The sequence below is a fragment of the Nocardia sp. NPDC050718 genome (assembly GCF_040654235.1).
Taxonomy (GTDB): Bacteria; Actinomycetota; Actinomycetes; order Mycobacteriales; family Mycobacteriaceae; genus Nocardia.
In genome coordinates this window covers 112,729-125,006 of record NZ_JBFAHQ010000003.1, presented here as the reverse complement: position 1 = coordinate 125,006, position 12,278 = coordinate 112,729, and the positions used below count along the sequence as shown (strand labels likewise).

11 protein-coding genes, 1 tRNA gene and 1 other RNA gene are annotated in these 12,278 nt (G+C 69.8%); 6 read left to right on the top strand and 7 right to left on the bottom strand.

The genetic code is table 11. The features are described from left to right. Positions 1 to 146: 146 nt before the first annotated feature. An RNA gene (gene ffs, locus AB0H54_RS14955) (signal recognition particle sRNA small type) lies at positions 147 to 241 on the bottom strand. A 102-nt stretch (positions 242 to 343) separates the two neighbouring features. Here ffs and AB0H54_RS14950 point away from each other — a divergent pair. Beyond that, positions 344 to 1,294, top strand: a complete 951-nt coding sequence (locus AB0H54_RS14950; protein ID WP_357345913.1) for a hypothetical protein — start codon at positions 344 to 346, stop codon at positions 1,292 to 1,294. A gap of 2 nt (positions 1,295 to 1,296) precedes the next feature. Here AB0H54_RS14950 and AB0H54_RS14945 read toward each other — a convergent pair whose 3' ends face one another. Continuing rightward, complete coding sequence (locus AB0H54_RS14945; protein ID WP_357345911.1) at positions 1,297 to 1,848, bottom strand: helix-turn-helix domain-containing protein; 552 nt, start codon at positions 1,846 to 1,848, stop codon at positions 1,297 to 1,299. 147 nt (positions 1,849 to 1,995) lie between these two features. On the opposite strand from AB0H54_RS14945, the gene AB0H54_RS14940 reads away from it, so the two are divergent. Both AB0H54_RS14940 and AB0H54_RS14935 read left to right on the top strand, forming a co-directional pair. Next, positions 1,996 to 2,083: transfer RNA gene (locus tag AB0H54_RS14940), tRNA-Ser, on the top strand. Between the two features lie 258 nt (positions 2,084 to 2,341). After that, positions 2,342 to 2,761 carry a DUF5994 family protein gene (locus AB0H54_RS14935; RefSeq protein ID WP_355283976.1) on the top strand — a complete coding sequence of 140 codons (420 nt, stop codon included), beginning with the start codon at positions 2,342 to 2,344 and terminating at the stop codon, positions 2,759 to 2,761. On the opposite strand, the gene AB0H54_RS14930 is transcribed toward AB0H54_RS14935, so the two are convergent. Beyond that, positions 2,762 to 4,210, bottom strand: coding sequence for a threonine/serine exporter family protein (locus AB0H54_RS14930; RefSeq protein WP_357345909.1), 1,449 nt, complete (start codon positions 4,208 to 4,210; stop codon positions 2,762 to 2,764). 345 nt (positions 4,211 to 4,555) lie between these two features. On the opposite strand from AB0H54_RS14930, the gene AB0H54_RS14925 reads away from it, so the two are divergent. Continuing rightward, on the top strand, positions 4,556 to 5,200 hold the full coding sequence (locus AB0H54_RS14925) for a helix-turn-helix transcriptional regulator (protein WP_355283981.1): 645 nt from the start codon (positions 4,556 to 4,558) through the stop codon (positions 5,198 to 5,200). 265 nt (positions 5,201 to 5,465) lie between these two features. Further along, positions 5,466 to 5,933, top strand: a complete 468-nt coding sequence (locus AB0H54_RS14920; protein ID WP_357345906.1) for a helix-turn-helix transcriptional regulator — start codon at positions 5,466 to 5,468, stop codon at positions 5,931 to 5,933. On the opposite strand, the gene AB0H54_RS14915 is transcribed toward AB0H54_RS14920, so the two are convergent. Genes AB0H54_RS14915 through AB0H54_RS14905 form a run of 3 tightly spaced genes read right to left on the bottom strand, consistent with a single transcriptional unit; the run spans position 5,930 to position 10,081 of the window. Further along, positions 5,930 to 7,705 (bottom strand): long-chain fatty acid--CoA ligase, encoded by a 1,776-nt coding sequence (locus AB0H54_RS14915; protein ID WP_357345904.1) that lies wholly within the window; start codon positions 7,703 to 7,705, stop codon positions 5,930 to 5,932. The two genes, AB0H54_RS14920 and AB0H54_RS14915, sit on opposite strands and share 4 nt — an antisense overlap. A 10-nt stretch (positions 7,706 to 7,715) precedes the next feature. Further along, complete coding sequence (locus tag AB0H54_RS14910) at positions 7,716 to 9,176, bottom strand: aldehyde dehydrogenase family protein (RefSeq protein ID WP_357345902.1); 1,461 nt, start codon at positions 9,174 to 9,176, stop codon at positions 7,716 to 7,718. Then, positions 9,173 to 10,081: a hypothetical protein gene (locus AB0H54_RS14905; protein WP_357345900.1), complete on the bottom strand. Its 909-nt coding sequence runs from the start codon at positions 10,079 to 10,081 to the stop codon at positions 9,173 to 9,175. The genes AB0H54_RS14910 and AB0H54_RS14905 overlap by 4 nt, the downstream gene beginning before the upstream one ends. A gap of 133 nt (positions 10,082 to 10,214) precedes the next feature. Here AB0H54_RS14905 and AB0H54_RS14900 point away from each other — a divergent pair, with 133 nt between their 5' ends. Continuing rightward, positions 10,215 to 10,814, top strand: a complete 600-nt coding sequence (locus AB0H54_RS14900) for a TetR/AcrR family transcriptional regulator (RefSeq protein ID WP_357345898.1) — start codon at positions 10,215 to 10,217, stop codon at positions 10,812 to 10,814. Positions 10,815 to 10,835: 21 nt separating this feature from the next. On the opposite strand, the gene AB0H54_RS14895 is transcribed toward AB0H54_RS14900, so the two are convergent. Beyond that, positions 10,836 to 12,275 carry a wax ester/triacylglycerol synthase domain-containing protein gene (locus AB0H54_RS14895; protein WP_357345896.1) on the bottom strand — a complete coding sequence of 480 codons (1,440 nt, stop codon included), beginning with the start codon at positions 12,273 to 12,275 and terminating at the stop codon, positions 10,836 to 10,838. Positions 12,276 to 12,278: the final 3 nt, after the last annotated feature.

Below are 12,278 nucleotides of genomic sequence, written 5' to 3'. Positions count from 1 at the left end.
CAAGGTGGGTGGTGCACGCTGCGCGTGCCGACACCCGCAACGTTACCCGGCGGTTGCTCGGAATCGGTGGGGTATCCGGGGCCGAATCAGGCTCGCACGCTGCGAAGGTGCGTAGGCGGATCGATCCGGCGGGGGTCCCCTATAAATAAAGGGGACCCCGCGCACCCGGCAGAGCCCGTTGACCCTTGCTGCCTTCCGGCCCTGGGGGAGTTCACAGGATGCGCGCCGCGCGGGATCCGTCGGCCAGTGTAGCGGTTCGATGTGCCCCTCGCAGCGGGGGGTCGATACGATCGCGTCGAATCGACGGGGCTTGTCCCGTATCGAAACCGGAGGGGGCCGAACCATGACGAATTCCCAGCAGGGATCCGGCGATCAGCCTGGACAGTCCGATCCGACCGTGCACTGGTGGTCGACGCCGACGAACGCGGGCGCCGATCCCACGGTGTTCAATCCGGCCGCCGACCAGCCGCAGCCGGGGTACGGCCACCCGGCGCAGGGGCAGCCCGGCTACGGCCGGTACCCCTCCGTCCCGAACGCGCCACAGGCCGGTTATCCACAGCAGCCCCCGCCCCCGTACGGCCCCGGCTACCAGCAGCCCGCCTACGGGATGCCGCCCCGGCCGTCCGGGAACAAGAACGGGCTGATCATCGCCGGTGTCGTCGGGCTGCTCGCGGTGGTCAGCATCGGTGTCGTCGGCGTCGCGGTCGCCACCCGTGACGACCCGTCCGACCCGCTGACCTCGATGGAGAACGACCGCAAGAAGAAGATGGAGGGCGACTACGCGATGACCTCCATCTCCAACGCCTGCTCGCTCATCGACCCGACGGTGCTGAAGAAGTGGTCCTCGGACCCCAAGGGCAGCCCGGAGCACAAGGAGACCCAGCCCACCAGCTCCACCGGCGGCAGGCTCTCGTGCACCGCGGACTACTCGAGCAAATCGCCCCGCAGCAAGTACCAGACCAACGACGCCGAGATCGACCTGGACGTCGAATTCAACGACGCCTACGGCGACCCCTCCTACACCCGGTGGAAGGAATACGACACCGGCACTTCGGGTTCGGGCCTCGCCTCGGGCCCGGTCACCGGGATCGGCGCTGAGGGCTACTGGAAATCCGAGACGCGCGACGTCGTCGGCCCGCGGCTGACCTACACCGTCGCCGTCGCCGACAGCAATGTGTCGGTGAAGGTGCAGATCACCCTCTCGCGGGCCGAGGGCGAGACCATCAATACCGACGAGGTCGCCACGGTCGCGAAAGCCCAGGCGCAGAAGGCGCTCACGGGGCTGAAGAAGTAGCCTCAGCGCGGCTCGAACAGCAGGTCGGCGGCGCGGGCCAGCACCTGGGTGCGGGTGCGGCCCTCGTGGTCGGCGGCCAGGAAGTGCCCGCCGATCACCGCGCAGAAGGCGAGCAGGCTGCGGGCCTCGACCTCGTCGGGGTCGGCGCAGAAGGCGCCGATCGTCTCGCGCAGCAGGTCCATTCGGCGATTGTCGACCCGGCGCAGTCGCGCGGCGACGTCGTCGTCGCGGCGGGCCCAGTCGCGGATCGCGAGGTCGATGGGCAGCAGCCGGTCGCTGGAGAAGGTGAGCACACCCGCCAGGCGGGCTTTGGCCTTCGGGTCGCCCGCCCGCTCGACCTGTTCGAGCACCTGGTCGACCGCCTCGCGCTCCCACTGCTCCAGCATCGCCACGAGCAGGGCGTCCCGATCGGCGAAGTAGCCGTAGAACCCGCCCTTGGTGACGCCGATGCGCTTGGCCAGCGCCTCGACCCGGACCGCGTCGACGCCGGCGGCGGCCAGCACGCTCAGCCCTTCCTCGACCCAGCGCCCCCGGGGAGTTCGCGCGGTACCCACGACGTGTTCCACCTCATATCGCCTCGGCCGGACCGCCGGATGAGCGGCCGGAGCAACCAGTGTACGGAGCCGTATAGTCTCCCGATCCACCCTGACCGACCCGACCCGTTTTTACACCGGGGCACCGGGACCGCTATGCTGCTCCACGGAGGATTCGCCTAGTGGCCTATGGCGCTCGCCTGGAACGCGGGTTGGGTTAACGCCCTCAGGGGTTCAAATCCCCTATCCTCCGCCACAGCAGGGCCCTGATCGGTTCGCCGGTCGGGGCCCTGTTCGTTTAATCGGTGGATCTGTCGGTGGGCTTCCGTAGAGTGAGCCCCGATGGTGCGGGAAACCCCCACCAACCCACCCGCCGGTGTCGCCGCCGTCCCAGATGTGTGCGTGCCGACACAGCGGAGTGGGTACCCATCCCCAGTGCCCGTCCGTAAACGGACGGCGTGCGCCGGTCGATTGTTCTTCGACGGCGCCCCAGACTTCAGGAAGAAAATTCGTAGTGACTACATCACCTGACACGAGCATCGGCCGCGACGCGTCCGGGCCGATCCGGCTGATGCTGCGTGAGCGACATGCCATCACGGGCCCGATCGACGGCGCCTGGTGGCCGCGCACCGACCAGCCGATGACCGAACTGCACCAGCTGGTGCAGGCCGTCTCGCCGCGGATCGGCAAGCTGGCCCGGCTCGGATTCGATTGGCATGCCACCGAATCCGAGGCGTCGGCCGAGCAGGCCTCGCGCATCATGCATCTGGTGGGCAGCAACGGCGCCGACCTCGCGCTGCTCGTCATCCCCGCCTCGACCGAGGCACCCGCGGCGCGCAGTCAGATGCGCTGGGCCGCGGGCAAACCGCGCGTCCAGGACCCCGCGCCCGCCGAGACGGCGGCCGACGGGCCGCGCACCCTCGTCCAGACCTGACTATCGATCGCTGGTGTAGGTCGGGTCGAAGTCGCGCGGCGCGCCACGGCGGCTCAGCAGGCGGTCGAACCATTCGCCCAGGATGACGCCCGCGGCCAGCGCGCACCCCACACCGAACGCGCCGAGGATCTGCCCGAACCCGAGCAGCGTCTCGTCCTCGAGCAGCGCGTACAGGCCGCGATACACCTTCAGACCCGGCAGCAGCGGCGTGATGCCGGCGACCGCGACGACCAGCGGCGGCGTGAGCGCGCGGCGCGCCATCAGACCACCGGCCAGGCCGATCAGCGTGGCCGCCATCCCGGAGGCGACGACCGGACCGAACCCGATGTCCTGGGCGACGAGGTAGGCCACGGTGCCCGCCGCGCCGCTCAGCCCGGCCGCGAACAGGGCCCGGCGTTCGGCGTAACAGGCCATCGCGAAGGCGATCGCGGCCACCGCGCCCGCGCTCAGTTTGATCGCCAGGAATTCGGTGTCGCGACCCGCGCTGTCCGCGATCTCCGGCACCGCGATCCCGAGCATGGTCGAAACCCGCAGGGCCAGGCCGATACCCGCGACGATGCCGCCGGTCATCATCACCACTTCGAGCATGCGCGCGGCCGCCGTGATCGGCGCGCCGGTGATGGCGTCCTGCACCGAACCGACCAGCTGCTGCCCGGACAGCAGCACCGTGATGCCCGCGGCGACGATCAGCGCGGCGTCGGCCCGCCAGTGATCACTGATCGCGGCGAGCGCGATGGCGGGCGCGGCGGCGATGACACCACCGACCAGATGCTGGAAGAAGATCGGCAGGCCGAGCTGGTGCAGCGCCCGGTTGACCACGTCGATCAGCGCCGTGGTCGCGAAACTGATGACGGCGAGCAGCGCGCCGCCGCCGAGCAGCACCGCGATGGCCGCCGCCAGCAGGGACCAGCCCATCGTCGAGACCCAGCGCGGATACGGGTGCGCCCCGGAGACGATCTCGTCCAGCGCGGCGTGCGCCTGGTCGACCGGGACGACCTGGCTGCGGATCCGCCGGGTCAGCCGGTCGACCGCGGCCAGCCGGGTGAAGTCGAGCGAGCGATACTTCACCACCCGCATATCGCTGGCCGGGGGCAGGCGCGGGCCGCGATCGGCCCAGATGCGGATGGCGTCGAAGGTGACGTCGATATCGCATTTGTCCAGGCCGTAGGTCGAGGCGATGAAGCGCACCTGCGCCGAGGTGTCGATGACACCGGTACCGGCGGCGAGTACCACCTCCCCCACCCGCACGGCGAGGTCGAGCACCTGCGACACCTCGGCGTCGTCGGTGAGGTCGATCGGCTGCAGCGGGGTGGGGGCGATGGTGATGTTGTCGGCCGTGGCGCGCTGCGAGGGCAGCACGAACGGGCGGCGCAGTCGCCATCGCGAGCGCGGCCCTGGACGGGCGGTGATCGTGTCGCCGTCGCCTTCCATTGCCGGGTCCGCACTCATACTCTCGACCGTAACGGCGTTCGAGGCCGGTTCGCCGTCTCGCAACGAGTTCGTCAACGTGTCGTTTGCCGCACGCGGCCGATCTCAGATGTCCTCGATCAGCCCCGTGCTGTAGGCCGTGGCCGCCAGGTGCTGGAGGCAGCGCGGACCGCAGCCGTCGTGCTGAGTCAGCACGAAACGAGCCTGCTGAAGCGAGAAGATGGGAGAATCGGCCACGCAGTCGGCATGCGCGGCGCGCCAGCGGTCTTCGCGACCACGGGTGGCGGCCCGCGATGTGGGCGGGTCTGGTGCGGATGTGTCCAGCAGGGTGTGACGGTAGGGGCCGGCGATGGAGGCGATGACTGTATGAACACCGGGACGGGGAAGGTGATCCAGGAGCGGCGGCGGTTGCTCGGGCTCTCGCAGCCCGCGCTCGCGACCGCGATCGGGGTGAGCTCGCGGCAGATCACCCGGTACGAATCGGAGGAACAGTCGCCGACGCTGCCGGTGGCGATCCGGCTGGCCGACGCGCTGCAGATCTCGCTCGCCGAGCTGGCGGGCATCGTCGACAACCGGATCGATCTGGCGGGCCGCTGGTGGGCAGCCTGGCAGAAAGCGGCGCACCACGGCGACGAGGTCGAGGTAACGCCGGTGACGATCCGGCACGAGGGCGACCACCTGCTCATCGACTCGGCCGCCGAACCCGCTGCGGCGCAGGACGACCCGGCCGCGCAGATGCGCGGCGAGATGCGGGTGTGGGACGGTGACGCGCTCACCGGCTGGGTCCGTGGCATGGATGTCGCGCGGCCGATCGGCACCATCTACTACTCGCTGCACCCCCAGGGCGCTCATGCGGTCGGCTCGTGGACGACGAAATCCGGCCCCGACGGTGTCGTCCGCGGCTGGAGCGCGCTGGCCAGGGAGAAGTCCGACGCCGAGAAGCTCCTGTCGGAACTGGTTCGCACCGACGGCACGGTCGAGTCGTGGCCGGGGAGTTCGCGCTCGGCCTGAAGCCGGCGCAGGATGTCGCCGACGGTCGGCCGCCCCGGCTCCACGGGTGGCAGCAGTAGCAGGTAGCGGGTCAGCGCTCCGAACACGAACAGGCCCACAGCAATCCACAGGTAGATGTCCATCTGTCCCCTCCGAACCAGTCGGTACTACGCGGGTGGCGCGGTATGGTGGTGTCGAAGCCACCGCAGCAAAGTATGGTCGTCGTCAAGACCTTTTGGACAGCAAAAAGCGTCTACAAACGTCTACAGTTCGCTACGGTGTGTCCATGTCCAGTCGGGGCGAGCAGGGGAACGACGAGATCACCGTCGTCGGGGCACGTTTGCGACAGCTCCGCGAGGAAGCCGGACTATCCCTGACCGCGCTGGCCACCCGCGTCCCGTACAGCCGGGCGGCCCTCGGCCACTACGAAACCGGCACGCGCGCAGCGTCATCCGAGGTGATCGACTGGTATGAGCGCGTGCACGCCCAAGCGGCACCCGCGCTCCCCGGCACCCGGCGCCGCGACCCGCGCGCCGCCGACACCGCGCTGGCCCGCGCCATCGCGGCCGGTCGCGGCACCACCCGCCCGCTCATCGAGATCGACCGACCACACCGGGGCGACAACGGAACCGGCTTCTTCTGCCCCTTCCGCATCGACGGCCTGATCGAAGGCGAGGCCGCGGGCACCGACGCCGCCACCGCGCTGCACTCGGCCCTGCGCGCCATCGGCGTCGAGCTGCGGCGCGTGCGCTAACCCCCTGTCGCGTACAACGCCTCGATGACGTGCGCATACCGCTGACCGATCGGCTTGCGCCGGATTTTCATCGTCGGCGTGAGTTCCTCGCCGCCCGGTTCCCATACGGTGCCGAGGATCTGATGACGTTTGACCTGTTCGACGCGCGCGAGCGAGGCGTTGCCCCGCTCGATCCCCGCCGCGACGAGCCCGCGAATCCGCGGGTCCTCGGCCAGGGCAGCGACGGAGAGGTCCGCCAGACCGAGCCGCCGGGCCGCGGCCGCCGCGGCATCGGGGTCGAGGGTGATCAGTGCGACGTTGTACGGCCTCGCGTCGCCGATCACGGCGATCGAGCCGATCAGCGAACACGCCGACTTGACCGTGTTCTCGATGTTCGACGGCGACATGTTCTTGCCCGCGGCATTGATCAGGATGTCCTTCTTGCGGTCGATGATCCGGACGTAGCCGTCGGCGTCGATGGTCGCGATGTCCCCGGTGCGTACCCATCCCCCGGCGTCGATCGCCGTGGCCGTGAGTTCGGGCGCGGCGCGGTACCCGCCGAAGCAGACCGGGCCGCGGATCAGCAGCTCGCCGTCATGGTCGAGGCGTACTTCGTTGCCGGGCAGAACTTTTCCGACCGAACCGAGCCGGGTCGCCGACGGCGGGTTGATCGTGCCGATGCCCGCCGTCTCGGTCATCCCCCATACCTCGGCCACCGGCACCCCGAGCGCCGCGAAGTACTCGAGCAGACCGGGCGCGATCGGCGCGGACCCGCAGATCGAGACCCGCGCCCGGTCGAGTCCGAGGGTGGCGCGCACACTGCGCAGTGCGGCGTCGAGCCGATCCGACTCCGTGGTGTCGACGACAGATGGCTCGATTCCGTTCCGCTGCGCGCGATGTCGTTCGCGGCCGAATTCGATCGCGCGCCGCAGCGTGTTCCGGGTGTCCGCGTCGGATTCGGCATCGATCGACGCCTCGACGAAGGCACGGAATTTCTCCCAGATCCGGGGCACGGCGAACCACAGTGTGGGGCGGGTGTCGCGGAGCGCGGGCAGCAGCGATTTCGGATCGTCGAGGTAGGTGACCTGCAGTCCGTGCACGGCCATCCAGTACAGCGTGGACACCCGGTCGGCGATGTGGGCCGCGGGCAGGAAGGAGATGATGCGGTCGCCGAACCGCATCGGCACCACCTCGTCGATGCCACGGGCGGCGGCCAGGATGGTGGAGTGCGTAATGGGAACGCCTTTCGGATTCCCGGTGGTGCCCGAGGTGTAGACGAGGGTCGCGATGTCGTCGGGTCGCACCGCCCGCCATGCCGTGTCGAAATCGAACCCGGCCGAACAGGCGGACTCGAGCAGGTCGAGGGTGAGGTCGGCGCTCGGATGGGGTCCGTCGACCGTCACGATGTGCGCGAGGTCGGCGCCGCTGCGTGTGATGGTGTCGACCATGGCCCGCTCACAGATGATCACTCGCGCGCCCGCGTGCCCGAGCACATAGGCGAGTTGCTCCGGCGAGGAGGTGTTGTACACCGACAGCGTCGTCGCGCCCAGATGCATGGCGCCGCTGTCGATCCAGGCGAACTCGGGACGGTTGCCCATCATCAGCGCGACCACGTCGCCACGGCGCACGCCATGGGCGTGCAGGCCCTCGGCGACCGCGCGAACGCGACGGTCGTACTCGGCCCAGCTCACCGCGATCGAGTCGCCGGGCGTGCGCACGGCGGTGGCTCGCGGGTCGATGGTGCGGGTCCGCTGGAAGGCGGCGCAGACGGTATCGGGTGCTTCGGTGTGCATCGGCGGTGTCCTAACGGCCGTGGAGCCAGGTGATGAGGCGGGGCAGCAGACGGTCGAGCCACGGCGGCCGCCGGAAGCTGAGCAGGCTGATCCCGGGGATCGGAAAACGCTGGGTGGCGATCGCGCGGGTGCGGGTGAACTCCTGTAGTCCCTCCGGCCCGTGAATCCGGCCGAATCCGCTGTGCCCACGCCCGCCGAGCGGCAACGACGCGATCGCCGCGAACCCGAGGACGGAGTTCACCGAGACCTGACCGGTGTCCAGTTGCTGGGCGATCTCCCGCGCCCGGCGGCGCGAGAAGACCGCCGCGGCCAGCCCGTACGGCAGATCGTTGGCCAGCCGGACCGCCTCATCGATCGACTCGACCGTCGTCACGGTGACAGTCGGCCCGAAGGTCTCCTCTTGGATCGCCGCGCAGGTGTGCGGCGGATCGACCAGCACGACCGGTTCGATGTAGCGGGTGCCGATGCTGTCGCTGCCGCCCAGCATGGTGAAGGCGCCGGCGGCGATCGCGTCGTCGACATGGCGGCGGACGATATCGAGCTGGCCCGGCATGGTCATCGGGCCGTACGCGATACCGGGCGCGACTCCGCGCAGCACCTCGTCGAGCTCGGCCAGGAACCGGTCGCGGACCGACCGCTCGACATAGACGCGCTCGATCCCGACACAGGTCTGGCCCGCGTTGCCCATCGCGCCGAACGCGATCGCGTCGGCGGCGGCGGGCAGATCCGCGTCCGCGGCGACGATCGCCGCATCCTTGCCACCCAGTTCGAGCACGACCGGCACGAGCTGTTCGGCGCACGCGCCCATGACCTTACGCCCCGTGGCGGTGGAGCCGGTGAACGCGAGCTTGTCGACACCGGCCCCGCACAGTGCCGCGCCGGTCTGTCCGTCGCCGGTGACCAGCGTCAGGATGCCCGGTGGCGCTTCCGGATTCGCGCGGGTGAAGGCATCGACGTACCAGCGGGCCACCAGCGGGGTGTACTCACTCGGCTTGAACACCACCGTGTTACCGGCCGCGAGCGCGGTCGCGATCGACCCGTTGGGGGTGTAGAGCGGATAGTTCCACGGCCCGATGACACCCACCACGCCGAACGGCAGCCGTTCGACCCGCGCCGAGAAGTTCCGGGTGAGCAGGCCGGGCGACCGCTTGGTGGGGCGCAGGACCCGATGGGCGTTCTTCGCCGTCCACTCGATGTGTTCCAGGCTGAGCAGCAGTTCGAGGGCCGCGTCGGCACGGGGTTTGCCGTTCTCCCGGTGCAGCAGATCGATGAGCTCCTCGGCGTGCCGGGCGAGCTGACGGCGCCAGGCCAGCAGGTGCCTGCGGCGGCCGGGGTATCCCTGATCCTGCCACCACCGCGCGGCGGTGCGCGCCTGCGCGGTCGCGGCGCGCACCTCCTCGGGGTGCAGCACCGGGACACGTCCGAGGACCTCGTTGGTGGCGGGATCGAGACTGTCGATATGGGTGGTCACCGGGCCTGGCCTTTCGCGGCGGTGGGACGCGGCCGATGGCCCAGCGTCGACACCTGGAGTGGGCGGGAATGATCCGCGCCGAAGTGATCGGACCACGAACGCTGCGGGCGATGCGGTCGCACCGCTTGCCAGCCCAGATACGCGCCGACCAGCCGGGGCATCATGGTCCGCAATGTCTGCGGCGGCGCGGGCAGACCGTGGACCGCGCGGAGGTCGTCGGGGAACAGCGTGAGCAGGATGTCGTCGGCCCAACGATGCGCGCGGGCGGGAAACCAGCGTTGCCGCCAGTCCGAGAAGAGCTGGTCGACCAGCGCCCGGCCCCCGGCGGTGGCGGCGTACGCGCTCTCGTAGGCCAGGGTCCAGTCCAGGAAATCCGTTCGGGTACCGGGTACTTCGAGCCCCATGTACGTACCGACACCGCGCCAGAAGTGATAGCGCGACGTGCGCTCGTTCTCGGTGAAGACGTCGAGCCCGAGGTGATCGACGATGCGGTCGGCCTCGAACGCCAGCGACCCCAGGGTGTAGAGCTTGTCCTCGGCGGTGATGCCGAAGCGGGCGTGGATCTGCTCCATCCGGTCAATCACCGCGCGGCCCTCGGGGCTCGAATGACCGTGCCGCAGCATCTCCCCGAAGAACAGCAGCGTGTCGTTGTTGCGGCGGCGGACGTCGGCCATCATGTCGCCGGTGCCGGTGCGATAGACGATCCGGGCGATCGATGGCACGGCGACCTGCCTGGCGAAGGCCACGGTATAGGCCGCGTGGGCGAAGATCGCGTCGCCGTACCGGACCTCGACGCTCAAATGCGTGGCTTCTTCGTTGTCGGCCACCGGGTCCAGCTGAGCTATCCGCCGCCCGATCGCGCGGCCCGTCACCAGCCGACGGGCCATGAAGGGGGTAGTTGACATCGTTGTCCTCCGATTACCACCGAGCCAAAGTAGGAACGCAACCGTTCTCACTATCAGTCTGCAAACGAGAACGGCACCGTGTCAAGATCTCACTGCGTTGCATATTGGAACGCCGACGTGTCAACATTGCGGAGTGACCGGAGTTGTCCGCCCCTACCGCGGCGTCGCCGCCGAGACCCGGCGCGAGCAACGACGCAAGGATCTGATCGACGCGTGCCTCGACCTCGTCGACGAGTCCGGGGTCGGCGCGGTCACGGCTGAGGCGATCTCGGCCCGCGCCGGACTGTCCAAGCGGTACTTCTACGAGAGCTTCCGCGATCGCGACGCCATCCTGATCGCCGCCATCGACAGCGTGCTCGGCCCGATGGGCACCGAACTCAGGCAAGAACTGGCCCGGTGCGGCTCCACCGACGAGCGGGTCGAGCGCGTCGCGCGGGTGCTCGTGCGCACCTTCACCGCGGATCGAAGGGTGGCCGCCCTGTACACCTCGGCCCCAGGCAACAGCGCGCTGGCGGCCAGGCGGCGGGAGATGATCGACGAGTTCACCCCGACCCTGGTGCGCGATGTCCTGCGCGCCGATCCGGACGACCCGCGCGCGCTCGCCACCACGCTGCTGATGGTCGCGGGGACCACCGAGGTACTCGATCGCTGGCTGCGCGGCGACCTGGCGCTCGACGAAGCGGAGTTCATCCGAACCCTGACCGCCCTCGGCAGGCGCCTCGCCGCCCCGTGAGCTACCGGCCTGCGGCGCCGGTCATCGCCGATGCGCCGCGACCACCGCGTCCAGCGCTTCGGCGAGCAGGGCGAGATAGCGGTCCGGATCGGGCAGCACCCGCACATCCGAATGCACCGACAGCGTGATGGTTTCGCCGATCCCGTGGACGCCGTGGGTCAGGTGCATGACGGCGCCGAGGGCGGGGAAACCGCCGGTGAACAGGACGGGGGCGCCGGCGAAGGTGAGGTCGGCGTCGCCGCGGTAGACGCTGGAGACCACGGTATTGCCGTCCAGGGCGACGGGCACGCTGTCCAGGTCGGCCCCGGCGACATCGCGGGCGGCGAAGACGGCCGGGACCGTCGCGCCGACTCGATCTCGTACGGCGAGTAGTGGATTCAGCGCGCGCTCCCTGCGGGTCGCGAGGTCGTCGGCGATCAGACCGGCGCGGACGACGAGATCGGGTTCGTCGATGTGCAGATCGATCGACAGGCCGCGGTAGTGGTTGCGTGCCACGCCGGGGCCGGGCAGCGCCATCGGCAGCGCGGTGCCGAGGCGGTCGGACTGGACGCCGCGTTCGGCGAGGTAGGCGGCGAGCGCGCGGGAAACCGCCGTCAGGGCAACGACTGTCACGGTACGGCCGGGGACCCGGATCCGCGCCGCGTCGACGACGAGCATGCGGACCCGATGGTCGAACACACCGACGGGAGCACTCGGATTCAGCGGGTTCGGCGCGAATCCGGCGGTCGGCGCCGGTACCGCACCCGCCGCGGTGCGGTCGGCGAGTTCGCGCTGGGCCAGTTGCGCCGCGCGTCCCCGGCGCGCGGTGGTCACCAGCTGCCAGGGAAACCGCAGCACCCCAGCCACTCTCGGACCGGCGGTCCGGATGCTCCGTGCACAGATTTGTCCCCAGTAATCCACAGGACGGGTAAGAGTTTTCACAGGCTTGACCGGGGGATCTTCCGAGTTGTCCACAGCCACACCGGGAGAGCTGGGGATAACTCCGTCCATCGGCGCCGGGGCGAACAGTGCGCGCGCGAGAGCGGCCGCCCTGGTGCCGTCGGCCAGGGCGTGCGACACCTGCAGCACGACGACGAGCACGGGACCCGACGCCGCGGGCGCCTCCAGTACGTCGCGGAAAACGTGGATACGCCAAGGACTTTCGGTGCCGTCGACGCCGGTACCCAGCAGTTCGCCGACGCGGTCGAGCAGCGCGGACCACCGGAGTCCTTCGGGACGGTGGTGCACGAATTGCTGGGACGTGAATTCGGCGGGCTCCCACCGCGGATAGTCGAGGTTGCCCGGAATCTCCCGAATCCGGATCCGCAGATCCGGAATGCGCGCCGAACGGTCGGCGATGAAAGCGCGGAGTTCGTCTGCGCTGCTGTCGTTTTCGGCGAAACAGTAGAGCAGGAACACATCATTGGCGCCGCGGCGCGACAGCCAGAACATCGTCGCGTCACGCGCGGCCATCGTGGTCATCCG

Coding starts and splice junctions, on each gene's coding strand:
- AB0H54_RS14930 (WP_357345909.1), bottom strand. CDS start 4,210: ATGAGTGCGGACCCGGCAATGGAAGGCGACGGCGACACGATCACCGCC.
- AB0H54_RS14915 (WP_357345904.1), bottom strand. CDS start 7,705: ATGCACACCGAAGCACCCGATACCGTCTGCGCCGCCTTCCAGCGGACC.
- AB0H54_RS14950 (WP_357345913.1), top strand. CDS start 344: ATGACGAATTCCCAGCAGGGATCCGGCGATCAGCCTGGACAGTCCGAT.
- AB0H54_RS14920 (WP_357345906.1), top strand. CDS start 5,466: ATGTCCAGTCGGGGCGAGCAGGGGAACGACGAGATCACCGTCGTCGGG.
- AB0H54_RS14925 (WP_355283981.1), top strand. CDS start 4,556: ATGAACACCGGGACGGGGAAGGTGATCCAGGAGCGGCGGCGGTTGCTC.
- AB0H54_RS14905 (WP_357345900.1), bottom strand. CDS start 10,081: ATGTCAACTACCCCCTTCATGGCCCGTCGGCTGGTGACGGGCCGCGCG.
- AB0H54_RS14895 (WP_357345896.1), bottom strand. CDS start 12,275: ATGACCACGATGGCCGCGCGTGACGCGACGATGTTCTGGCTGTCGCGC.